The 23,412-nt window shown below is 72.3% G+C and carries 18 protein-coding genes; all 18 read right to left on the reverse strand.

What is annotated here, in order from left to right:
* Positions 1-19 precede the first annotated feature (19 nt).
* Positions 20-1,285, reverse strand: a complete 1,266-nt coding sequence (locus tag GCG21_RS05730; protein WP_152818318.1) for an HTTM domain-containing protein — start codon at positions 1,283-1,285, stop codon at positions 20-22.
* Positions 1,282-2,088 carry a DUF5819 family protein gene (locus GCG21_RS05735; RefSeq protein WP_227993331.1) on the reverse strand — a complete coding sequence of 269 codons (807 nt, stop codon included), beginning with the start codon at positions 2,086-2,088 and terminating at the stop codon, positions 1,282-1,284. Before GCG21_RS05735 ends, GCG21_RS05730 begins: the two co-directional genes overlap by 4 nt.
* A 127-nt stretch (positions 2,089-2,215) precedes the next feature.
* Positions 2,216-7,207: a YPDG domain-containing protein gene (locus GCG21_RS05740; protein WP_194164958.1), complete on the reverse strand. Its 4,992-nt coding sequence runs from the start codon at positions 7,205-7,207 to the stop codon at positions 2,216-2,218.
* A gap of 412 nt (positions 7,208-7,619) precedes the next feature.
* Positions 7,620-8,174 (reverse strand): GNAT family N-acetyltransferase, encoded by a 555-nt coding sequence (locus GCG21_RS05745; protein ID WP_370517318.1) that lies wholly within the window; start codon positions 8,172-8,174, stop codon positions 7,620-7,622.
* A 2-nt stretch (positions 8,175-8,176) separates the two neighbouring features.
* The gene (thiD, locus tag GCG21_RS05750) at positions 8,177-9,007 is read right to left on the reverse strand and encodes a bifunctional hydroxymethylpyrimidine kinase/phosphomethylpyrimidine kinase (RefSeq protein WP_370517319.1); all 831 of its coding nucleotides are present in this window, start codon (positions 9,005-9,007) and stop codon (positions 8,177-8,179) included.
* Between the two features lie 121 nt (positions 9,008-9,128).
* Positions 9,129-10,052, reverse strand: a complete 924-nt coding sequence (locus tag GCG21_RS05755) for an RluA family pseudouridine synthase (protein ID WP_370517320.1) — start codon at positions 10,050-10,052, stop codon at positions 9,129-9,131.
* Complete coding sequence (locus GCG21_RS05760) at positions 10,045-10,977, reverse strand: signal peptidase II (protein ID WP_152818320.1); 933 nt, start codon at positions 10,975-10,977, stop codon at positions 10,045-10,047. The genes GCG21_RS05755 and GCG21_RS05760 overlap by 8 nt, the downstream gene beginning before the upstream one ends.
* A gap of 85 nt (positions 10,978-11,062) precedes the next feature.
* A complete protein-coding gene (locus GCG21_RS05765) occupies positions 11,063-11,794 on the reverse strand; it encodes a DivIVA domain-containing protein (RefSeq protein ID WP_152818321.1) in 732 nt (243 codons plus the stop codon).
* A gap of 114 nt (positions 11,795-11,908) precedes the next feature.
* A complete protein-coding gene (locus tag GCG21_RS05770) occupies positions 11,909-12,199 on the reverse strand; it encodes a YggT family protein (RefSeq protein ID WP_370517321.1) in 291 nt (96 codons plus the stop codon).
* 2 nt (positions 12,200-12,201) lie between these two features.
* A complete protein-coding gene (locus tag GCG21_RS05775; RefSeq protein ID WP_152818322.1) occupies positions 12,202-12,660 on the reverse strand; it encodes a cell division protein SepF in 459 nt (152 codons plus the stop codon).
* A 106-nt stretch (positions 12,661-12,766) separates the two neighbouring features.
* Positions 12,767-14,026, reverse strand: coding sequence for a cell division protein FtsZ (gene ftsZ / locus GCG21_RS05780; protein ID WP_370517322.1), 1,260 nt, complete (start codon positions 14,024-14,026; stop codon positions 12,767-12,769).
* A gap of 207 nt (positions 14,027-14,233) precedes the next feature.
* A complete protein-coding gene (locus GCG21_RS05785) occupies positions 14,234-15,265 on the reverse strand; it encodes a cell division protein FtsQ/DivIB (RefSeq protein ID WP_152818324.1) in 1,032 nt (343 codons plus the stop codon).
* The gene (gene murC, locus GCG21_RS05790; RefSeq protein ID WP_152818325.1) at positions 15,262-16,623 is read right to left on the reverse strand and encodes a UDP-N-acetylmuramate--L-alanine ligase; all 1,362 of its coding nucleotides are present in this window, start codon (positions 16,621-16,623) and stop codon (positions 15,262-15,264) included. Before murC ends, GCG21_RS05785 begins: the two co-directional genes overlap by 4 nt.
* Positions 16,620-17,900, reverse strand: coding sequence for a glycosyltransferase (locus GCG21_RS05795; RefSeq protein ID WP_370517323.1), 1,281 nt, complete (start codon positions 17,898-17,900; stop codon positions 16,620-16,622). Before GCG21_RS05795 ends, murC begins: the two co-directional genes overlap by 4 nt.
* Complete coding sequence (locus GCG21_RS05800) at positions 17,893-19,179, reverse strand: putative peptidoglycan glycosyltransferase FtsW (RefSeq protein ID WP_152818326.1); 1,287 nt, start codon at positions 19,177-19,179, stop codon at positions 17,893-17,895. The genes GCG21_RS05795 and GCG21_RS05800 overlap by 8 nt, the downstream gene beginning before the upstream one ends.
* Complete coding sequence (murD, locus tag GCG21_RS05805; protein WP_370517324.1) at positions 19,176-20,777, reverse strand: UDP-N-acetylmuramoyl-L-alanine--D-glutamate ligase; 1,602 nt, start codon at positions 20,775-20,777, stop codon at positions 19,176-19,178. The genes GCG21_RS05800 and murD overlap by 4 nt, the downstream gene beginning before the upstream one ends.
* The gene (gene mraY / locus GCG21_RS05810) at positions 20,774-21,856 is read right to left on the reverse strand and encodes a phospho-N-acetylmuramoyl-pentapeptide-transferase (RefSeq protein ID WP_370517325.1); all 1,083 of its coding nucleotides are present in this window, start codon (positions 21,854-21,856) and stop codon (positions 20,774-20,776) included. The genes murD and mraY overlap by 4 nt, the downstream gene beginning before the upstream one ends.
* Positions 21,853-23,325, reverse strand: coding sequence for a UDP-N-acetylmuramoyl-tripeptide--D-alanyl-D-alanine ligase (gene murF / locus GCG21_RS16645; protein WP_152818328.1), 1,473 nt, complete (start codon positions 23,323-23,325; stop codon positions 21,853-21,855). Before murF ends, mraY begins: the two co-directional genes overlap by 4 nt.
* Between the last annotated feature and the right edge of the window lie 87 nt (positions 23,326-23,412).

The following is a 23,412-nucleotide window of genomic DNA, read 5'->3' on the forward strand; positions in this document are numbered from 1 at the left end:
CCGGATGTGGCGGGGGCCGTCATCGGGCCGGTTCGGGCGCCTCGTCCGGGGCCGCCACCTCCCGGGCCTGCTCGGACTCCTCCGTCGCCGGGGTGGCCCCGCGTTCGGGGGTGTCGTCGCCGTCCGGGTCCCCGCGATCCCCGGCCCGGGCCTGGCGCCAGCCGTCGCCGATCCGGCCGGCGAGCCGGGCCCAGGTCACATCCCGCACGAAGATCGCATCGATCGCGATCATCGCGAGCGAGAACCACGGCAGCCCCATAAGCACGGCGATGCCGATGTGGAAGCCGCAGATCCCGAAGAGCGCGATGATCCGGGTCGGCCGGCGCATGAGCATCATCGGGAACGACATCTGCAGGATGATCGAGGTCCACGAGATCACGGCGACCATCGGGCCCCACGTGGTGAACAGGTCGCTCAGCTCGGGCCACGGTCCGAACCGTTGCGTCTGCAGCGGGTTGTAGATCGCGTAGCCGTGCTGCCACGCGGCCCCGCCCGCCTTGTACAGCGCGCCGGAGGCGTAGACGAAGCACACGTGGGTCGCCACGGCGACGAGGGCGAGGTTGTGGAGCGTGTTCGTGAGCCAGGCCGGGGCGAACTCCCCGCCGTGCCAGGCGCGCTTCCACCAGGGGCCGCGGAGCGCCTGCCCTCGCCCGCGCCGGCGCGCGTCGAGGGACCAGCGCCCGGCGGTGTCGGCGAACAGGAGCGCGAGGAGCGTGATGCGGTACATGTTGTCGCCCTGGTCGCCGAGCGCGTCGTTCACCTCGATGAACGAGACCCACCCGACGAAGAAGATCGGCAGGACGATCTTCGTGCGCCACCCGAGGATCACGAGCACGGCGAGGGCGCCGAGCACGAGGCAGGCGAGCGTGAACCACCCGTCGTGCAGCGCGAGCCGGTGGAAGAGGCTGAAGATCCAGATCTGCGGGAAGTCGCTCACCGGCTGCGCGGCCTCACCGTTCCACGCCGACCCGCTGCCGAAGGCGTAGTAGCGGGTGCGGAAGTTCGTGATGAGCAGCCCGAGTCCGGTGAGCCCGAGCAGGATCCGCGTGATCGCGAGTCCGTACCGGGCGTGCCGGGCGTCGACGAGCCAGTACTCGATCCGCTCGATCCCGCGATCGAGCCCGCGGCCGAGGACACCGAACAGTTCGCTCAGGAGGGTGCCGGCCAGTGATCCGGCGGCGGTGAGCGGGCCGCGGCGCGTGGACGACGGCGCCTCGCCCCGGTCTGCCTGCTCGGGCGCCGTAGCGCCCTCCTGCGGGCCGGCGTCGCGTGTCGTGTCGGTCATCGGCCGGACTCCTCCACTCCGGTGAGGAAGATCTCGGCGAAGTTCTCCCGGGACTGTCCGGGCTCCTCGACCAGGCCGCGCCAGCCGATGGGCACGGCCTGCACGCCGGGCCGCTCGGCCTCGGGATCGTTCCGCTTCTCGTAGGGGACGACGTTCTGCCGGCTCACGCTGAACTGAACCTGGGTCACGTCCTCGCCCCACATCGCGTAGGCCACCTGCGTGGAGTAGGCCGACGCGAGCCGGTCGGCCTTCATGTAGCGGGTGACGCCGTCGTCGTCGTAGGCGCGCAGCGCGGTCTCCATCCGATCGCGCCAGTCGTCGCCGTCGTAATACCCGAGGGCCACGACGTCCTTCTGGTCCTTGTCGAGCTTGTCGAAGGCACCCTTGACCCGGGAGGCGACGTCGTTCGCCGACATCGCCGCCCGGGGCGGGAACAGGTTGTGCATGTGCATGGTCAGCTCCGCCGCGGTCGCGTCGACCCACTCGGTCTCGACCGGCTGCCCGTCGGTCTCGACGACGGCACGCACCTGCAGCCGGTAGTCCCCGTTGATCGGGTCGGGGGCGAAGACGCTCCAGCTCTGACCGAACATGGGGATCATGTAGTTGTGCAGCACCTTGCCGGGGATGACGTCCCGCAGCGCGGAGGTGGGCGCGATCCACAGGAACGTCGCGAACACGTGGAACGCGGTGAAGAACACCGCCAGCAGGATGACGACGCGTTTCGCCGTGGTCAGTCCGCTGTGCACCGCCGGGCGCGCGGGCGTCGGGTTCGGGTTCGGGTTCGAATCTTCGTTGGGCTTCATCGCATCTTCTCCACGCGGAACCTTATCCGACCGACAGGGGGCCTGGCTCCGCAGCCGAATGAGGTTCGGCCCCGCATGCTGGATGCGGGGCCGAACCTCATTCATTCACCGATGGGCTCGGATCGTGTCAGCCGCGCTTGCGGTTGGCCACGAGCACGCCCGCCCCGAGCAGGGCCAGGAGCATCGCGCCCAGGATCGCCGGCAGGTTGAGCGTCGACCCGGTGTCGGGCAGCTGCCCGTCGCCGGAGCCGTTCGCCGCCGCGGACGACTGGGCGGACGCGCCCTGCGCGTCGGCCGCAGCACCCTGATCGTCGGCGGTGCCTTCGGTCTCGGCGCTCGCGTTCGCCGAGGCCTCGGCATCGACGTTCGCCGACGCCGCAGCCGCAGCCGAAGCCGACGCATCCGCATTCAGATCCGCGTTCGCATCAGCCGAGGCATCCGCCGACGCCGCCGAGGACGCATCCGCATTCGCGGCAGCCTCCGACGACGCATCCGAGGCAGCCGCGGCATTGACATCCGCAGCAGCCGAGGACGCCGCCGACGCATTCGCATCCGCCTGCGAGGACGCATCCGCATTCGCCGCAGCCTGCGACGACGCAGCAGCCGCCGCATTCGCATCCGAACTCACGTCACTCGAGGCATCCGAGGACGCATCCGCATTCGCAGCCACCGCAGCAGCCGACTCCGCCGAGGCATCCGCCGCAGCCGAGGCCGTCGTGTCCGCATCCGCGGTCGCCGCCGCCTGCGCAGCCGCCTGAGCCGCCGCGTTGGAGTCGTCATCCGCATTCGCCGACGCCGCCGCCGACGCCGACGCATCCGCGTTGGAGACCTGGACGTCGAACGGGGCCTCGACGCTGTCGCTCGAGGCGTCCGGGTAGGTCACCACGACGGGGATCTGCACGGTCGTGCCGGAGTCGTCCTGCGTGGGGGTCCAGGTGATGGCCCCGGTCTCCTCGTCGATCGACGCGCCGGCAGGAGCGTCGTCGCCGAGGGCGTAGGTCGTTCCCGTCGGTGCCTCCGCGGGACCGTCACCGCCGGTGAAGGTGGGCGGGTCGGAGGTGACGGGCGTGTCGACCGTGGCCTCGGTCGTGCCGTAGGCCGGGGTGAGGTCGTCCGCGATGGTGCCCACGACGAACGCGGCGTTCACGTCGTCGGTCGAGTCGTCCGGATAGGTGACCACGACCGGGATGTCGACCGTGCTGTTCGCGTCGCCCGCGCCCGGGGTCCACGTGATCGCGCCGGTCGAGCCGTCGATCTCCGCACCGGCCGGGGCATCCGCCCCGAGCGCGAAGGTCGTGCCCTCGGGAGCCTCAGCCGTCTCACCGTTGCCGTCGGTGAACGTCGGCGGCGCCGTCGTCACCTCGACCCCGGGGAACGCGGCCGTGTCGGCGTACGCCGGCGTGTAGGCCTCCGCCAGGTCGCCGACCTGGAACGGGGCGTCGGCCTCGTCCGAGGAGGCGTCCGGGTAGAGCACCACGACCGGGACCGCGACGGTGCTGCCCGCGTCCGCGATGGCCGGGGTCCACGTCACGGCACCGGTGGCGGCGTCGATCGTCGCGCCGCTCGGCGCGCCCGCGCCCAAGGCGAAGGTCGTGCCGTCCGGGGCGTCCGCGGCGTCACCGGCGTTGTCGGTGAACGTCGGGGGCTCCGAGGTGACCTCGACACCGGGGACGGCGGCCGTGGCCGTGTACGCCGGGGTGAGGGCGTCGGCGATCGAGCCGACCTCGAACGGCGCGGTCGCCTCGTCCGTCGTGGCGTCCGGGTAGGTGACCACGACCGGGATGGAGACGGTGCTGTTCGCATCGCCTGCACCCGGGGTCCAGGTCACGGCACCGGTGCCGGCGTCGATGGCCGCACCGCTCGGCGCGTCCGCGCCCAGGGCGAAGGTCGTGCCGTCCGGGGCGGTTGCGTCGTCACCGGCGTTGTCGGTGAAGGTCGGCACGTCGGAGGTCACGGACTCACCGGGGATGGCGGCCGTGGCCGTGTACGCCGGGGTGAGCGCGTCGGCGATCGAGCCGACCTCGAACGGCGCGGTCGCCTCGTCCGTCGTGGCGTCCGGGTAGGTGACCACGACCGGGATGGAGACGGTGCTGTTCGCCTGGTCGAAGCTCGGGGTCCAGGTGACCGCGCCGGTCGTCTCGTTGACGACGGCTCCCGTGGGCGCCTCGGTCCCGGCGGCGAAGGTCGTGCCCGCCGGGGCGGAGACCTCGTCACCGGCGAGGTCGGTGAACGTCGGCACCTCGGAGGTCGCCGTCTCGCCCGGGATCACCGGGGTCGACTCGTATGCCGGGGTGTAGGCGTCCGAGTCGAGCACGTCGCCGACGTTGAACGCGGCGGTCGCGTCATCGCTCGAGTCGTCCGGGTAGGTGACCACGACCGGGATGTTGACCACGGAGTTCGCGTCGTCCGTGCCCGGGGTCCACGTGATCGCGCCGGTCGAGCCGTCGATCTCCGCGCCGGCCGGTGCACTCGCGCCGAGCGCGAAGGTCGTGCCCGTGGGCGCGTCGATCGTCGCACCGGTCGTGTCGGTGAACGTGGGCTCCTGCGAGGTGGCCTCGACGTTCGGCTGCGCGTCGGTCGGGGCGTATGCCGGAGCGAGCGCGTCCGCGACGGAACCCACCTCGAACGGCGCGTCGACGGCGTCGCTCGAGTCGTCTGCGTAGGTCACCAGGACCGGGATGTCGACCGTGGTGTTCGCGACCTCGATGCCCGGCGTCCAGGTGACGACGCCGGTGGCGCCGTCGATGTCGGCACCGCTCGGTGCGCCCGAGTCGAGTGCGAACGTCGCATCGCTGGGCATGGCCACCGTCGCGCCTGCGGCGTCGGTGAACGTCGGCGCGTCCGAGGTCGCCTGCGCACCCGGCACGGCGGCCGTCGTCGCGTAGGCGGGGTCGTAGGCACCGGCCAGGTCACCCACCGTGAACGGGGCGCCTGCCACGTCGGTCGTGGCGTCCGGGTAGGAGACGACCACGGGAACCGTGACCGTCGTGCCGGCGTCGGAGTCCGCCGGAGTCCAGGTGACCTCACCCGTGGCGGGGTCGACGCTCGCGCCGGTCGGAGCGTCCGGGCCGATGGCGTAGGAGGTTCCGGTCGGGGCGGTCGTCGCGGCGCCGCCGGCGTCGGTGAACGTCGGCGCGGCCGAGGTCGCGGGCTGGTTCGGCACCGCGTCCGTGGCCGCATACGCCGGCTCGTAGCTGTCGGCGTCGGCCGGGGCCTCGACCACGAAGTCGACGCTCGCCGTGGAGGTGGCGCCGTCGAAGTCCTGCGCTGCCGTGGCGGTGTGGTCTCCGGCGCCGAGGTCGGTCACCGTGACCGACCAGGTGTCGTCGCCGGCGACCGTGGTCGCCTGCTCGTCGGCTCCGACTGTCACGGTGACGTCCGCGCCGACCTCGCCGGTGCCGCTGACGGTGACGTCGGCGCCGGTCTCACCCGGTGCGATCGTGAATGCCTGGCCGGCGGTGGGGGCCGTGATCGTCACGTCCGCCACGGGCGCGAGCGCGGTCGTGTGGACGCTGGAGGAGGCCAGGTCGAGCGTGACGCCGCCGAGGGCTCCGGGCAGGAGTGCGATCGAGAGCGCGCGCACCGTGAAGGAGTCGGCTCCGAGGTCGCCCTCCTGGGCGGGGTCGAGTTCGGTCGGCTGGGCATTGACCGTGAGGGTGACGATCTGCTCGAGCACCTGGTCGAGCGGGGCGAGCACGGTGAGGACGCCGGAGACGGCGCCGCCGACCGTGTCCCCGAGTCCGCCGACGGCGGTGTCGAGGACGCCCTCGAGGGCGCCTCCGACGGTGGACAGGAGCGTGGTGACCGTGCCTTCGAGCGCGGTCTCCAGCAGGCTCGGGCTCAGGTCCGCGCAAACGAGCCCCCCGATCAGGCAGACCTCGACGCTGGTCGTGACGTCGACGACCGGCTCGGCGCTGCCATCGAGGCCGAGGAAGTCACCGACGGTCCCCCCGATGGAGATGCCGACGTCGCCGGCGATCGTGATCAGGGCGAGGTTGCCACCCACGGTCGGATTGAGCGTGATCGTGAGGTCGATGCCGGCGACCGCGTCGCGGATCGCGGCGTCGAGATTGTCGGTCAGGTCGCCGAGCGCGTTCGCGATCGCGGTGGTGATCCGGTCGATCTCACCGGTCTGGAGGATATTCGTGTTCGGGTCGAGGCTGTTGAGGCCGTCGGCGTGCAGTGCCGCGAGGTTCACCGTGATCGTGCCGGTGCTCAGATCGATTCCGACGATGCCGTCGGCATCCGTCAGTGCCTGTCCGAGCACGTCGTCGACGACGGATCCGAGGTCGACGGTCGCATTGAGGTCGGGCGAACCGAGATCGACGCTCACCTTCGCGATGCCGAGATCGATCGAAATCGGTGCCAGCGTGAGTGCGTCGAGGGCGCCCTGCACGGTGCCGTCCGGGCCGAGCACGCCATTGACGGCGGTCTCGGCACCATCGACGACGGATGTGACCGTGTCGGACAGGCCGGCCACGGCCGGGCTGTGGAGCGTCAGCTCTGCGCCCGCGATCTCGTAGTCGCTCGTCGCCGCGTCCGGAGCCGTCTGGTCGGCGGTCGTGGCGAGGGCACCGAGTCCGATCGACAGGTCGTCGACGACCGTGTCGGTCAGACCGTCGATGCCGAGCTGTCCGAGGAGGGCCGTGAGGTCGACACGGGCCATCATGGCGTCGCCGCTCTCGCCCACGTCGATGGCGCCCTGACCGGTCACCGCGCCGGAGGCCGCGTGGGCCTCCTGGCCGTTCGGGGCCGCGGCGTAGCCGTTGAGCACGCCGAGTCCGGCGCCCACGCCGAGATCGAGGAGCCCCCCATTCGCGCCGTCGTCGATGAGCGGCAGCGAGATCGAGCCGACGTCGACCGCGAGGTTGTCGGCGAGCGCACCGACGTCGACCGAACCGTTGTTCGGGCCCGCATCGCTCGGGTTGCCCGCCTCGGTCGTCACCGCCGCGAGCAGATCATCGAGCAGAGTCACGTCGAGGCTGCTCAGGAGCGACCCGTCGATGAGTCGCGCCTGTGCCTCGCTCTCGTCCCCCGTCGCCGCCGAGGCCGGTGGGAACCCACCCGCAAGACCGATGGCGCCGAGCGAGAGCGCCGCCGCCGAAGCGGTGGCGATCACGGCTGGGCGCCGCCATCTGGACCGCGCAGAATTACGCGGCAATTCACCAAGGTGCTGCATCTCACTCCCCTGAGATCGATCAATAGGTGTACGAACCCGCGGCATTCGGTGCGACGGATCCCGGCGCGACCCCTTCAGGTAACGCCCAGGTACGGAGTCAGGGTATCCGTTAGACGGGCGCTTACTTCGCCTCGTGATATCGGCCTGATAACAACTACGTCACGGCGAGACTAAAGTAGCTATCAAACCATGCCTTAAGTGCCATCATCATCGTTCGATCGCGACCTACGAATGAACATCGGCCGACCCTGGCCGAACATTCGATTCGTGGCCGACTATTGCCCGAATTCGACCGATGTCACCCGGTTCGACCCGATCTCGACCTCGAAAGGAGCGCGGCCCGGCGGTCGTCTCAGGAATCGCCCCGACAGACCCTCCAGGCATCGCGGTGCCACATGTCCGCGTCGAGATACCGTTCGTGCGCGAGGCGATAGCCGAGACGCTCGTAGAAACCGAGGGCGCTCTCCTGGGCGGACAACTCCACCCGCACCGCCCGCTCGCCGCCGGTGACACGCCCGTATTCGGCCAGGGCGATCTCCTCGAGTGCGCTCATGAGGCGCCTGCCCAGCCGCCTCCCCCGCAGCCCGGAGACCACGGCGACCCGGCCGATGTGCACGACCGGTAGCCCCTCGCCCCGTTCCCCCGGCGGGGCGTCCTGCTCGGCGGGCCCGGTGCCGCGGCCATCGGCGAGCAGCCGCGCCGTTCCCACCGGCGTGCCCGCGCCGGCGAGCGCGAGCACGTGGACGGTGCCGGGAAGTTCGTCGCGGCCGTCGAGTTCGTCGGCGGCGCTCACGCCCTGTTCGGCGATGAACACCTCGGCCCGCACCGCATGGCACTGCCGGAGCCGGTCGGGGGTGCGAGCCCGCACGATCCGGATCGGCCACTCGCCCGCTGCGGCCGGCGCCACGGTCAGTCCAGGGTCAGTTCGGTCACCGCGACGGGCTCCGAGCCGGGAACGAGGCGCAGGACGTCGAACGGCGTGTGGCAGGCGAGGCGGTCGTGGATGCCGCGGGTCACGAGGCCCTTGGCCGTGCGCACCGCGTCCAGCACGTCCGCCCCCTTGGCGAGCTCGGCCGTGATCGCGGCGGCGAACGTGCAGCCGGCTCCGCTCACGCGCTCGTCGCCGACCTTCGGCGCGGAGAACGCGATCGTCCGTCGGCCGTCGTAGAAGACGTCGACGGCGTCGGCTCCGGGCAGTTCGACGCCGCCCTTGGCCACGACGTAGGCCGGGCCGAGGGCGTGGATGCGGCGGGCCGCCTCGGCGAGCTCCGCCACCGTGGAGATCGACTCCATCCCGGCGAGGGTGCGAGCCTCGAACACGTTCGGGGTGACCACGGTCGCGAGCGGGAGCATGCGGGCCTTGAGGGCGTTGTCCGTGTCGAGCGCGGCACCCGGCTCCTGGCCCTTGCAGATGAGCACCGGGTCGAGCACGACGTGCCGCCACTGCCGGCGCCCGAGCGAGTCGGCGACGACGTCGATCGTCGCCGGCGTGCCGAGCATGCCGATCTTGACGACGTCGAGATCGTGGCAGGCCGTGGCCGCCTCGATCTGGTCGGCGATGACCTGCGGGTCGAGCGGAACGAAACGGTGCCCCCAGTCGTTCGCCGGGTCGAACGAGACGATGCACGTGAGCGTGCCCATCCCATACGTGCCGAGCGCCTGAAACGCCTTGAGGTCCGCCTGGATACCGGCTCCGCCGGTGGCCTCGGATCCCGCGATGACATAGGAGAGTGGAGTCACGCGGAACAGTTTACGCCCGCCGCGCGCGCCCACCGCGCAGCCGGCCTGCACCACCGATTCCGCGGCAGGCCGGAAGGCCGACTGGCCGGAAGGCCGACTGGCCGGAAGGACGGGCGCAGGCTCAGGGGTGATCGCGCAGGGCCGCGAGCGCGGCGGCGAGATCCTCGGGGTACTCGCTGCGCACGATCGTCCACTCCCCGCTGCGGGGATGGTGGAACCCCAGGGCCATCGCGTGCAGCCACTGCCGGGTGAGGCCGAGCCGACGGGCCAGGGACGGATCGGCGCCGTAGGTCAGGTCGCCCACGCAGGGGTGACCGATCGCCGAGGTGTGCACACGGATCTGATGGGTGCGCCCGGTCTCGAGGCCGATCTCGAGCAGGCTCGCGCCCCGCACGGCCTCGATCACCTCGTAGTGGGTGACCGACGGCCGCCCGTCGGTCGTGACCGCGAACTTGTAGTCGGCCTTGGGGTGGCGCCCGATCGGGGCGTCGATCGTGCCGATCGACGGGTCCGGCAGCCCCTGCACGAGAGCGTGATAGGTCTTGGTCACGGTGCGTTCCTTGAACGCGCGCTTGAGCACCGAATAGGCGAGGTCGGTCTTGGCGACCATCATCAGGCCCGACGTGCCCGCGTCGAGCCGGTGAACGATGCCCTGACGTTCCGCGGCCCCGGAGGTGGAGATCTGGTAACCCGCCGCGGCGAGGGCCCCGGGAACGGTGGGCCCGGACCACCCGGGGCTCGGATGCGCCGCGACCCCGACGGGCTTGTCGATGACGACGAGGTCCGGGTCGTCGTAGCGGATGAGGAGGCCGGGCACCGGCTCGGGTGGCGGGGGCGCTTGGACGTCGGGGAGCTCCACTGTGATCCACGCGCCGGGCGCGAGCCGGTCGGACTTCCCGGCCGGGACGCCGTCGAGGGCGACCCCACCGGCCTCGGCGAGCTCGGCGGCACGGGTGCGGCTGATCCCCAGGAGCCGGGACAGGGCGGCGTCGACTCGATCCCCCACGAGCCCCTCGGGCACCGGGAGGGAGCGGATCTCAGGCACGGGAATCGTCCGGCCCCTCGGCCGGGGCGGAGCCGACCGACTCAGCAGTATCGGCGGTGGCTGACGGGTCGGCCGTCTCGGCGGATTCTGCCACGCGCGCGGACTCGACCGGGGTGGCTGCCTCGGCGCTGTCGGCGGGCTCTGCTGTGTCGGCTGTGTCCGTCGTGTCCGCTGTGTCGGTCGTGTCGGCTGTGTCGACGTGACCGTCGCGCCGGCCGTCGAAGCCGATCCCCATGAACGTGAGCACACCCATGCCGATCGCGGCGGCCACGATGAAGATGTCGGCGACGTTGCCCACGAAGAAGCCGTTGTAGTTGATGAAGTCGACGACGTACCCGCGGCCGAAGCCCGGCTCACGGAAGAGCCGATCGAACAGGTTCCCGAGGGTGCCGCCGAGGAGGCCGGCCAGCACGAGCGCCCAGGCGCGCGAGCGCAGATTGCGGGCCACGCGCACGATGACCACCGAGACGCCCGCCGCGGCGATCGTGAACACCCAGGTCATCCCCTCGGCGAGGGAGAAGGCCGCGCCGGAGTTGAAGACGAGCTGGAAGCCGAGCAGATCGCCGATCACGGGCCGGTAGCTGCCGGGCTCCAGCGCCGACATCGCCCAGAACTTGCTCGCCTGGTCGGCGATGAAGTACACGAGCGCGAGCCCGACGACGAAGAGCAACGGCACCCGGCGTCGTCCATCGGCCCCGGTCTGCCCGGTCTGCCCGGTCTGCCCGGCCGGCACTCCGGGCTCATCGGGCTCGTCGGGCCGACCAGGCTCATCAGCATCGCCGGACCCCGCGTCCGTTCCCTCGAGCCGCGACCACTTCGGCCTGGCCGCCTCGACGTCGGGGGCCTGCCCGCCGAGATCGACCGCGGGAGAGCTCCCGGGCTCCTCGCGCTCAGGCGTGGGTTCGGCGGGGGTGCGGGAGGTCATGGGTGCCCTTCATGGCAGCCGAACGGCGGACCCACAGGGGATCCGCCGTCCGGTTCGATTCGATCCGAGAATGATCGGTGCGGCGTCAGTAGCGACGCAGGTCGTTCTGGCCCGTCTGGCTGGTCTGACCGAGCGAGGAGGTGCCCGGGCCGCGCCCCTCGACGTCGCTCAGCAGGCCCTCGAGGTAGCTCTTGAGGCGGGCGCGGTAGTCGCGCTCGAAGCCGCGGAGCTCGTCGATCTTGTGCTCGAGCACGTTGCGCTCGGTCTCGAGCTGGCTCATCGTGCGGTTACGGACCTCCTCGGCCTCGCCGACCATCCGCTCGCTCTCGGTGCGCGCCTCGTTGATGAGGCGGTCGGCCTCGGTCTTGCCGTTGGAGACGTACTCGTCGTGGAGGCGCTGGGCGAGCTGCAGCATGCCGGTCGCCGACTCGGGCTCGTTCGCGGCCTCCGCGGGCGCCGACACGGGGGCCGGGGCCGATGCCACCGACGCCGCCGACACGGGCGCCGAGGAGACGATCGCCTCCGGCTGCTCCGGCGGAGAGGACTCCTCCGGCGACGGGGTCGAGCCCGCCGGCTCTCCGGCCGAGGCGGACTGGACCGGGGACTGCCACGACGGCTGGGCGGCCGACTCGGCCGGCGCCTCCGCGCCACCGGCGGCGAGGCGGGCCTTGAGCTCCTCGTTCTCGGCGTAGACCGCGCGCAGGGTGTTGACTACCTCGTCGAGAAAGTCATCGACCTCGTCCTGGTCGTAGCCCTCGCGGAACTTGGTCGGCTGAAACTTCTTGTTGAGGACGTCGTCTGCGGTGAGCAGGGACATGGTCGTCACCTCGGATTTTCGTTCGAGTCTGAGAGCGTGAGTCGGTCGTGCAGGTTCAGGAGACAAATCTAGCCGATGGCGCGGCGCGGTCTCTCCCGATCCGGTGGCGCATCGTCACCGTGCCATCCCGGCCAGGATGTTCAGGAGGATCGAGCAGCCGATGAGGACGATGAGGAAGGCCAGGTCGAGCGCGATCGAGCCGATCCGCAGCGGGGGGATGAGTCGGCGCAGCCCCTTGATCGGCGGGTCGGTCACCGTGTAGACGCCCTCCGCGATGATCAGCACCACGCCGGAGGGCTTCCAATCCCGGGCGAACACCTGGATCCAGTCGAAGACGAGCCGGACGAACAGCGTGATCATGAACAGCAGCACCACCAGGTAGGCGACGCTCAGGAGGATCTGCACACTCAGCTCTGGTTGAAGAAGCGGGCCTGCTGGCCTTCGGGCTGGGACTCCTCGGAGGCGATCTCGACCGTGGCGGGTGAGAGCAGGAACACCTTGTTGGTCACGCGCTCGATCGCGCCGCGCAGTCCGAACACGAGCCCGGCCGAGAAGTCCACGAGCCGCTTGGCATCCGCGTCGCTCATCTCGGTCAGGTTCATGATGACCGGCGTGCCGGACCGGAACGCCTCACCGATGACCTTCGCGTCGTTGTACGTGCGCGGGTGCACCGTGGTGATCCGCCGCAGGCTCGAGCGGGCCGTGGGCAGCGGCGTGATCTCGGCCTGCTCCACGTGACGGTAGTCGTCCTCGTAGTTCGCCTCGTCGATGTAATCCGTCTCCATCACCTCCTGGCGGTCCTGCTCTTCCTGCTGGGCCTCCGAGAGGCCGAGGTACAGCATGGTCTTGCGCAGCGCTCCGGCCATGGTTGCTCCCTTGAGTGGTGGCTGATCGTGTTCCAGACGCTAGACCAGCGGGCCCGACGGAGCGGGCAGCCGGGTCGGCGTGTCGGAGGGAAGCGCGCGACGTCGCTCACTTGAGGAAGTCGGGCACGTCCAGGTCGTCGTCGCTCGAGCGGCGTCGGGGCTCGTCGGCGAAGACGCGTGGCACCTCCATGCTCACCTCGGGGGCCGAGGTGACGGCGGGCGAGGCGCCGGACCCGTTCCACTGGTCCGCGCGCCGGGGCGCCGGCTCCGCGGGCCGCTGGGGCTCCGGCGCGGGCCGCGCGGGCGAGGCGACCGACGGAAGGGGCGCTGCGTCGTCCTCAGGCACCCGGCTGGGCACGGCGGGAACCGCCGGCTGCGCGGCCGGACGCGCGGCGGGCACCTGCTTGCGCGGCGTGGGGCTGCCGGAATCGAAGCCGGCGGCGATGACGGTCACGCGGACCTCGTCGCCGAGGGCGTCGTCGATCACGGCACCGAAGATGATGTTCGCCTCCGGGTGGGCCGCCTCCTGCACGAGGCGAGCGGCCTCGTGGATCTCGAACAGGCCGAGGTCGGAGCCGCCCTGGATGGAGAGCAGCACGCCGTGGGCGCCGTCGATGCTCGCCTCGAGCAGCGGCGAGGAGATCGCCAACTCGGAGGCCTGGACGGCGCGGTCCTCCCCGCGGGCGGAACCGATGCCCATGAGCGCGCTGCCGGCGCCCTGCATGACGGACTTGACGTCGGCGAAGTCGAGGTTGATCAGGCCCGGGGTGGTGATGAGGTCGGTGATGCCCTGAACACCGGAGAGGAGCACCTGGTCGGCCGACTTGAACGCATCGAGCACCGAGACGTTGCGGTCGGAGATCGAGAGCAGGCGGTCGTTCGGGATGACGATGAGCGTGTCGACCTCGGCGCGCAGCGCCTCGATGCCGGAGTCGGCCTGGACGCCGCGGCGGCGCCCCTCGAACGTGAACGGGCGGGTGACCACGCCGATCGTCAGGGCTCCGAGCGAGCGGGCGATCTTCGCCACGACCGGGGCTCCCCCGGTGCCCGTGCCGCCGCCCTCACCGGCGGTGACGAACACCATGTCGGCCCCGCGCAGCACCTCCTCGATGTCCTCGGAGTGGTCCTCGGCGGCCTTCTTGCCCACCTCCGGGTCGGCCCCGGCACCGAGGCCGCGGGTGAGCTCGCGGCCGACGTCGAGCTTGACGTCGGCATCGGACATCAAGAGCGCCTGCGCATCGGTGTTGACGGCGATGAACTCCACGCCCTTCAACCCGACCTCGATCATCCGGTTGACGGCATTGACACCGCCACCGCCGATGCCCACGACTTTGATGACCGCCAGGTAGTTCTGCGGTGCCGCCACGTCGTTCCCTCTCGTCGCCGATCGCAACCTTCAACCTCAGGTAGAGGCTTAAAGTTATGTCATTTTCCTGCACCGATGACCGTAGGTGTGCGGGCCGTCGGGGGCAACGACATTCGCGGGCGTGTTTCGCGGGCGGGTCACCACCGGGCGGAGTTGATCCCCCACACCGGCGTGGTCACGGGTCCGCGCCGGGCCGCACCGGGCCGATCAGGAGGTCGTGGGTGAGAGCGGCTCGGCGACGTTGTAGACCGACGCCTCCACCTGGAGCAGGGTCTCGAGCACGGCGGCCTTGAGGTCGCTCTCCTCGGCGCTGCCCCACTCGACCCTTGCGCCGTCCGCGAGCTCGAGCCGGATCGACTCGGGACCGGTTGCGCTCACGGCGGCCACCTCGACGTCGTCGGCCAGCGAGGCCATGACCGTGAGCGCGGCCTCGACGGTCGGACCGGTAAGGTCACCGATCGGCACCTCGACCACGGGCAGCCCCTCGGGCGCCTCCTCGAGGTGATTGAGCTCCACCCCGTCGGCGTCCACGACGACGTAGGCCCCCTCGTGCTCGACCGCGGCCTCGGGCTTGCGCGCGACGACGTCGACCTCGAGGCCGTGCGGCCATGAGCGGGTGATCGTCGCCTCCTTGACGCCGATGATCGACTCGATCCCGGCGACCATCCCGGCGGTGTCGAGGCGGGCGATCGGCGTGCCGACCGCGGGCGTGACGAAGGCCGCGATCTCCTCGGTCGAGGCCTGCGCGGAGCCACCGGTGATGGCGATCTCCGACTCCTCGAGGGCCAGCCAGGGCGAGAAGCCGACCACCCAGCCGAGGAATCCGAGCACGAGCAGGGCACCCGCGCCGATGCCGACCAGGCGCATGCGCCGGGCCCGGAGCGCGGCGCTGCGTTCGGCGAGCCGGTCGGCCAGCCCCGTGCTCACCGTCGGTGCAGGCCGCGCGGGCGGCCCGGGAAGCTCGACGGGCGGCGTGCGGCGGTTCAGCCGGGCCGGCCGGATCCGCGGCGGGGTCGTGGCCGGGCGGGCGTCCGACTCCGCGATTCCATCGGTCGGCTCCGGCGCGCTGGTCGGGCTGATCGGGCTCCCGGGACTGAGGGGGCTCGCGGTGCCGGCCCGGCCCTCGTCGACGCCGGGCCCCGGCTCGACCTGCCGATCGGCCGGCGGCGACGGGGGCGTCGGCAGGGTCGGTCGTGGCCGCGGGTTCGCCGGCGCGAAGGACGGCGGCGGCTCAGTCATCGTCGCCGTCCCGGCGCGCGCAGGGACGCCACGAGCCGGGGGCCGAGGGCCGTCACGTCGCCGGCGCCGATCGTGAGCACGAGGTCGCCCGGCCGGGCGTCGCGCCGGATCGCGTCGACGGCGTCGTCGAACGAGGCCGCGGGCCGCAGGGCGGGCGCGGCATCGGTGATGAGCGCGGAGGTCACGCCCGGCTGCGGCTCCTCCCGGGCGGGGTAGATCGGCAGCACGAACGCCTCGTCGGCGAGCGCGAGCGCGCCGGCGAACTCCGCGGCGAACGCGGCCGTGCGGGAGAACAGGTGCGGCTGGAACACGGCGAGCACCCGGCCCGGCCCGGCGACCTGCCGGGCCGTGCGCAGAAGCGCGGTGACCTCCGTGGGGTGGTGGGCGTAGTCGTCGATCACGCGGATGCCACCGACCTCGCCCTTGGTCTCGAACCGGCGGGACGTGCCGCCGAAGGTGGCCAGCGCGTCCGCCATCGCCACCGGCGACACCCCGAGCTCCACCCCGGCGCACCAGGCCGCGGCGGCGTTGAGCACGTTGTGCTCCCCGGGCACGGCCAGGTCGAGCCGCAGCGACAGGTCGTCGGTGGTGAGCACCGCGCTCGCGCTCCCGGCCCCGGAGTGCACGTGCTCGAGGCGCACGTCGGCCCCCGGCGAGGTGCCGTACGTGCAGGCGCGGATCCCCCGGGCGGCCGCGAGGGCCGCGAGCGCCGCCGAGCCGATGTCGTCGGCGCAGGCGATGAGCAGCCCGCCGGGAACGATCCGGCCTGCGAACTCCTCGAAGGCGGTGTAGACCGCGCGGACGCTGCCGTAGTGATCGAGGTGGTCAGGTTCGATGTTCGTGACGATCCCGATCCGGGGGCGGTAGTTGAGGAACGAGCCGTCCGACTCGTCGGCCTCGGCCACGAACGGGCCCGTGCCCGCGTGGGCCCCGGAGCCGACGCCGACGACGATCGCACCCACGGCGAAGCCGGGATCGAGCCCGGCCTCCCGGAGCGCGACGGCCAGCATGCCCGAGGTCGAGGTCTTCCCGTGCGCCCCGGCGACGGCCACGAAGTCGGCGTCCGCGGCGGCCATCGCGAGCGCCTCGGAGCGGTGGATCACCTCGATGCCGCCCGCCCGGGCCGCGACGAGCTCGACGTTGTTCTCGCGGATCGCCGTGGAGATCACCACGAGGTCGGCCCCGGCGACGTGGTCGGCGTCGTGGCCCACCCAGACCCGGGCGCCGAGGCCGCGGAGCCGGTCGAGCGCGGTCGACTCGCGCTGGTCGGAGCCCTGGACGTCGTGTCCGGCGGCGAGCAGCAGCTCGGCCACGACGCTCATCCCGGCCCCGCCGATGGCGATGAAGTGGATCCTCATGACGACGCCCCCGGGGTCGCCTCGCCGGCAGCACCGTCGGCCCCGTCGCCGGAGCCGTCCTCGGAGCCGTCACCGGCCCCGCCGTCTGCCCCGTCCTCGGAGCCGGCGAGGATGGCGAGGATCGTCGCGGTGAGCCGCTCGGCGCCGTCCTGCACGCCCGCGGAGGCCGCGCGGTCGGCCATCTCCGCGAGCGCCGCGGAATCCTCGAGCAGCGGCACGACGACCGACTCCACCCAGGCCGGGGTGAACTCGGAATCGGGAACGAGCACTCCCCCGCCGGCGGTCACGACATCGGCCGCGTTGAGGCGCTGCTCGCCGTTGCCCACGGGCAGCGGCACGTAGATCGCGGGGAGGCCGAGGGCCGTGAGCTCGGCGACCGTGCCGGCGCCGGCGCGGCAGACGACCAGGTCCGCGCAGGCGAGCGCCTGGGCCATGTCCACGAGGTACTCGGCCACGTGATAGTCCGGGCCTGGTCCGCCGTTCCCATCAGACCCGTCAGATCCAGTAGATCCAGTGAACCCAGTAGGCCCGGCAGATCCAACAGATCCAGTCGGTCCGGCGGACTTGCCGCGCCCGGTCAGGTGGTAGACCTGCGCCCCGGTGCCGAGCAGGGCGGGGGCCGCGGCGGGCATGGTCTCGTTCAGGCGTTGCGCCCCGAGTGAGCCGCCCGTGACGAGCACGATCGGCCGGTCCGGGTCGAGCCCGAGCGCGGCGGCGCCGGCGACCCGGGCGGCCCGGGCGTCGCGCCGCCGGGCCTCGATGAGCTCGGAGATCTGTGGCCGCAGCGGCAGGCCCACGGTCACGGTGTGGCGGCGGGATCGCAGCGGCGTGCCGGGAAACGTGAGGGCGATCGTGTGCGCGAACCGGGCGCCGAGCCGGTTCGCGAGGCCGGGCCGGGCGTTCTGCTCGTGGATGACCACGGGCACGCCCGCGCTGCGGGCGGCCAGATAGGCGGGGGTGGAGACGTAGCCGCCGAAGCCGACGACCGCCCCCGCCGGGGGGCTGTCCTCGATGGCCGCGCGGGCCGCGGCGACCGCGGCGCGCCACCGGGCGGGGAAGGTGAACAGGGCCGGCGAGGGTCGGCGTGGCAGCGGCACCTTCGGGATCGGCACGAGGTCGAATCCGGCCGCGGGCACGAGGTCCGCCTCGAGGCCCTCCGCGGTTCCCAGGACGGTCACCTCGATGCCCGCCGCTCGCAGGCCCGCGGCGGTGGCCAGGAGGGGGTTGACGTGGCCCGCGGAGCCTCCCCCGGCGAGCACGACCCGGCGCTCAGCCACGCCCGCGCCTCGGGGCGAGCACGGCGAGCGAGGACCGCAGGCCCGCCGAACGCGCCTGCAGCACCTCCCGGCAGCCGGGTTCGGTGCGCGCGAACGCGATGACGAACGCGAGCGCGGCCATGGTGGTGACCAACGAGGATCCTCCCGAGGAGATGAGCGGCAACGGCACCCCGATGACCGGGGCCATGCCGATCGCACTGGCGATGTTGATGAGCGCCTGGCCGATCACCCAGGCGGCGATCGCGGCGGTGGCGATCTTGGCGAACGGGTCCGGGTGGCGCTTGATGATGCGCATCATCCCGATCGCGAGCAGCAGGTACAGCCCGAGCACCACGAGCGCGCCGAGCAGCCCGAGCTCCTCCCCGATGATCGCGAAGATGAAGTCGTTGTCGGCCTCGGGCAGGTAGAGCCATTTCGACCGGGACGCTCCGAGACCCACCCCGAACAGGCCGCCCGTGCCGAACCCCTGCAGCGCGCGGATCGACTGCATGCTCGTGCCGAGCGGATCCGACTCCCCCCGGCCGAGGAACTCCGTGATGCGGTGCATCCGGTTGCCGGAGGAGACGACGAACGCGGCGACCACCCCGACCGCGACCATGCCCACCCCGTAGAACATGATCCGCGGCACCCCGGCCACCCAGAAGGCGCCGGCGATGAGGAGTCCGAAGATGAGCGCGGTGCCCAGATCCCGGGTGTAGAACACCATGCCGATCATGTAGGCCGACATGACGCCGCCGGGTAGCAGCACGTGCTTCCAGTCCTTGAGCAGCGGCCCCTTCGCGGCGAGCACGGCCCCGAGCCACACGGCGAGCCCGAACTTGGCGAACTCGCTCGGCTGGAAGTTCTGCCCGGCGATCGAGACCCACGCCGCGTTCCCGCCCTTGCTCAGCCGGAACGCCGGCACGAACAGCAGCAGCTGCATCGCGGCGGTGAGGAGCAGGATCGGCCAGCTGAGGAACCGCAGCCACGAGACCTTGAGCCGGGAGACGACGATCATGAGCGGCAGCGCGAGCAGCGCGAACTTCGCCTGCGAGAGGAAGCCCTCGAACGGGGTGCGCCCGCCGGTGGCCTTGAGCGAGTAGACGGTCGAGGCCGACAGCACCATGACCAGCCCGATCGCCAGCAGCGCCGCGGTCGTGCCGACCACGAGATAGTAGGTGGCGGTCGGCGCGTCCCAGGCCGCGATCCGCCGGCTCGATCGCTTGGGGACGGCGTCGCTCGCCGCGCGCGCGGGCGCTCGGCCCCGGGCGGCACGGCCGGGCCGCTCGATCACGCTCATGCCTGCGCCTCGAGGTCGTGCACCGCCCGGACGAAGGCCTCGCCCCGGCCCGCATAGCTCGCGAACTGGTCCATCGAGGCTCCCGCGGGGGCGAGCAGGACCGTGTCGCCCGGGTGGGCGAGCGCGGCGGCGGCTCGGATCGCGGATCGCATCACATCATCGTCGCCCGGGTCGACGCGTACGCGCGGGACCTGCGGCGCGTGTCGCGTGAGCGCGTCGGTGAACGGCTCCTCGTCGACGCCGATGAGCACGGCGGCCCGCAGCCGGTGGCCGTGCGCGGACACGAGCTCGTCGAACCGGGCGCCCTTGGCGAGCCCGCCGGCGATCCACACGATGGAGGAGGCCGGGTGCCCGGCGAGGGCCGCCGCGGCGGCGTGGGCGTTCGTGGCCTTCGAGTCGTCAACGTAGTGCACGCCGGCCACGGTGGCGACGTCCTCGAGGCGGTGGCGGCCCGGGTCGTAGGCCCGCAGTCCGCCGGTGACGGCCTCGGGGGGCGCGTCGTCGGCGCGGGCGAGCGCCGCCGCGGCGAGGGCGTCGGCGACCAGGTGCGGGGCGAGTCCGGTCGGTCCGGCGAGCCGGGCCAGGTCGCTCAGGTCCGCGAGCACCTGACCGTGAGAGTGCCGCCCGTGGATGAAGGCCCGGTCCACGAGCGCGGTCTCGACGAGGCCGACCTGGCCCACGGCGGGGGCGGCGAGGGTGAACCCGATCCCCCGGGCGCCCTCGATCACGTCGGCCCGCTCGACGAGCTCCCGGGTGATCGGGCTCGCGTCGTTGTAGATGCACGCGCGCCGGGTGTGGGTGTGGATGCGGCCCTTGTCCGCGGCATACGCCTCGGCCGAGCCGTGCCAGTCGAGGTGGTCGTCGGCGAGGTTGATCACGGCGCTGGCCACGGCGGAGACGGAGGAGGTGAAGTGGAGCTGGAAGCTCGACAGTTCCACCGCGAGGGCGTCGAGTGGCCGGCCGGAGCCGCGGGAGCCGAGCACGGTCGTGGCGATCGGCACGCCGACGTTGCCGACGGCGGGGGCGTTGCGCCCCGCCGCGGCCAGGATCGCGGCGAGCATCCCCACGGTCGTGGTCTTGCCGTTCGTTCCGGTCAGGGTGAGCCAGTGCGTGGCCGGGTCGCTCAGGTGCCAGGCGAGCTCGACCTCGCTCCAGATCGGTATCGACCCTCCGCTCTGTCGGCTCTGTCGGCTCCGTCCGCCCTCTCCGCCCTGCCTGCTCTGTCCGCTCTCGTCACCCGTGCCACGTCGGCCGCCCACCGCGCGGATCACGGGATGGCTCGGCGCCCACCCCGGGGAGGCGACGAGCAGGCTCGCGCCCGCGGCGACCGCGGATCGGGCGCGGTCGGCGAGACGGTGCGGGTCGTCGTCCGTAATCACCTCGACCGCCGCGGGCAGGCCGGACAGCTCCGCGGGCGACCCTCCCTCGAGCACGCTCACGCGCGCGCCGAGCTCGGTGAGCGCCGCGGTGGCGGACCGGCCGGTGGCGCCCCAGCCGGCGACGAGCACGTGGGCGCCCGCGAACGCCTCCGGGCCGCGCCGCGCGGACGGTTCCGCGAGCGGCGCCGCGAACCGCCGGTTCGGCTCGAGCGAGGTCACCGCGCGATCCACTCCCCGTAGAAGATCGCGACGCCGACCGCGACGAACAGGGCGGCGATGATCCAGAAGCGGATGACGATCGTCACCTCCGCCCAGCCCTTGAGCTCGAAGTGGTGGTGCAGCGGGGCCATCTTGAACACGCGCCTGCCGGTGGCCTTGAAGAAGCCGATCTGGATGACGTCGGAGAGCACGATGAGCACGAACAGGCCCCCGATGATCGCGGTGAGCAGCTCGGTGCGGGTGAGGATCGAGAGCCCGGCGAGGGCGCCGCCGAGGGCGAGGGAGCCGGTGTCGCCCATGAAGATCCGCGCGGGCGAGGCGTTCCACCACAGGAAGCCGACGCAGGCGCCGACGATGGCGGCCGAGGCGATGGCCAGATCCTGGGGATCGCGGACCTCGTAGCACCCCCCGCCCACCTGCGAGAGGTTCTGGCAGTTCTGGTTCGACTGCCACAGCGTGACCACGACGTAGGCCCCGAAGACGAGCATGCTCACGCCCGTGGCGAGCCCGTCGAGCCCGTCGGTCAGGTTCACCGCGTTCGACCAGGCGGTGATGAGGAAGTTCGACCACAGCACGAAGAGCACGACGCCGAGCCCCACGCCCCAGTAGGCCAGGTCCCAGCCGAGGTCCCGGGTGAAGGAGATCTGGGTCGAGGCGGGCGTGCGGAAGCGCTCGTTGGGGAACTGCAGCACGAGCACGGAGAAGACGACGCCCACGGCGCCCTGGCCGACGATCTTCCAGACCGGACTGAGGCCGAGGGAACGCTGCCGGCTGATCTTGATGAAGTCGTCGAGGAAGCCGATGACCCCGAGCCCGACCATGAGGAAGAGCAGCAGCAGCCCCGAGATCGACGGTAGCCGGCCCGCGAACACGAACGCCAGCGCGAACCCGGCGAGGGTCGCGCCGATGATGACCACCCCGCCCATCGTCGGGGTGCCGCGCTTGGTGAAGTGGGCGGTGGGGCCGTCCTGACGGATGAACTGGCCGTAGTTGCGGCGCGTGAGGAAGCGGATGAACGGCGAGGTGCCGAAGAGTGAGACGAGCAGGCTCACGCCGCCCGCGACGAGGACGGCGATCACGGGGCACTCACCTCGGCGAGGTCGGCGACGAGCCGGTCGGCGAGCCGGGCCAGCCCGGCGCCGTTGGAGGACTTGAGCAACACGATGTCGCCGGGGCGCAGCTCGGTCAGCAGCACGGTCAGGGCCTCCTCGATCGTGTCGACATGGGCGGCCTCGGCCCCCCAGGAGCCCTCCTGGACGGCGCCGGTGTGGATCGGGTGGGCGCCCTCGCCGACCACGAGGAGCTTGTCGATGTTCAGCCGCACGGCCAGCCGGCCGATCGCATCGTGTTCGCCGATGCTGTCCGGGCCGAGCTCGCGCATCTCCCCGAGCACGGCGATAGTGCGGCGCCGCTCCCGGCCCGCACCGGCCCGCACGCTCATGGCCGCGAGGGCCTTGAGCGCGGCCCGGACCGATTCGGGGTTGGCGTTGTAGGCGTCGTCGACGATCCGGATGCCGCCGGCGGTGTCGATCAGGTGCATGCGGTGGGCGCTGGCCGGGCCCGTGCGCGCCAGTCGGGCGGCGACGGCGTCCGCGCTCAGCCCGAGCAGGAGGGCCGCGGCGGCGGCGGCGAGGCCGTTCACGACGTGATGCTCCCCCACGAGGGCCAGACTCACCTCGGTCGGGCTCGTTGCGCCCGCCGCACCGCCGGCGCGTCCGGTCAGGGTGAAGGACGCGCGGCCGTCGTCGTCGGTGCGCACGTGGGTGGCGCGGAAGTCGGCCTCCGGGCTCTCCCCGAAGGTGCGCACGTGCTCGGTCAGGCCGGCCATCGCGGCCACCCGCGGGTCGTCGAGGTTGAGCAGCGCGACCCCGCCGGGGCGCAGCCCCTCGACCAGCTCGGCCTTGGCGCGGGCGACCCCCTCGATCGAGCCGAAGCCCTGCAGGTGCGCGCGGCCGACCTTGAGCACGATCGCCAGGTCGGGCGGCGCGATCGAGGTGAGGTAGGTGAGGTTGCCGGGGGCGTCGGCGCCCATCTCGAGCACGAGGGTGCGGGTCTGCTCCCCGGCGCTCAGCACCGTGAGCGGCAGGCCGATCTCGTTGTTGAAGGAGGCGACGGGGGCGACGACCTCGCCGAGCTCGCCGAGCAGCGCGGCGAGCAGATCCTTCGTGGTCGTCTTGCCCACCGAACCGGTCACGGCCACGACGTCGAAGGGGCGCCCGGCCGCGGCCGCCCGCTCCCGCAGCCCGGCCAGGTGGTGGCGGGCCAGGGTGCCGAGGGCGGCGGCGGGGTCGCTCACGAGGATCTGGGGTCCCCCGCCGGGCACGAGTCTGCTCACGAGGGCGGCGGCGGCGCCGGCGGCGTGGGCCGTGGCCACGTAGTCGTGGCCGTCGACGTGGTCGCCCGGGAGCGCCACGAAGAGGGATCCGGGCCTCACCTTGCGGGAGTCGACGACCGCGTCGGTCAACTCCGCCGCTGCGGTCGGTGGGGTCCCGGGTTCAAGGGTGGCGCCGAGGAGCTCGGCGGCTAGGGACGGTGTCAGCGCGATCATCGTGTCTCGTAGGTGCGGGGCGGATGCCCACGCCTCCTCCCTGGTCTGGTCTTCGCTCCGGCCGGAGCCGGTCCTGCCCGCAATCTA

The organism is Pseudactinotalea sp. HY160, from assembly GCF_009372055.1.
Lineage (GTDB): Bacteria > Actinomycetota > Actinomycetes > Actinomycetales > Beutenbergiaceae > HY158.

Bases quoted from the DNA above. Each gene is read 5' to 3' on its own strand.
- murC (WP_152818325.1), bottom strand. From the start codon at position 16,623: ATGAGGATCCACTTCATCGCCATCGGCGGGGCCGGGATGAGCGTCGTG.
- GCG21_RS05775 (WP_152818322.1), bottom strand. From the start codon at position 12,660: ATGGCCGGAGCGCTGCGCAAGACCATGCTGTACCTCGGCCTCTCGGAG.
- GCG21_RS05730 (WP_152818318.1), bottom strand. From the start codon at position 1,285: ATGACCGACACGACACGCGACGCCGGCCCGCAGGAGGGCGCTACGGCG.
- GCG21_RS05765 (WP_152818321.1), bottom strand. From the start codon at position 11,794: ATGTCCCTGCTCACCGCAGACGACGTCCTCAACAAGAAGTTTCAGCCG.
- murF (WP_152818328.1), bottom strand. From the start codon at position 23,325: ATGATCGCGCTGACACCGTCCCTAGCCGCCGAGCTCCTCGGCGCCACC.
- GCG21_RS05760 (WP_152818320.1), bottom strand. From the start codon at position 10,977: ATGACCTCCCGCACCCCCGCCGAACCCACGCCTGAGCGCGAGGAGCCC.
- GCG21_RS05735 (WP_227993331.1), bottom strand. From the start codon at position 2,088: ATGAAGCCCAACGAAGATTCGAACCCGAACCCGAACCCGACGCCCGCG.
- GCG21_RS05800 (WP_152818326.1), bottom strand. From the start codon at position 19,179: ATGAGCGTGATCGAGCGGCCCGGCCGTGCCGCCCGGGGCCGAGCGCCC.
- GCG21_RS05785 (WP_152818324.1), bottom strand. From the start codon at position 15,265: ATGACTGAGCCGCCGCCGTCCTTCGCGCCGGCGAACCCGCGGCCACGA.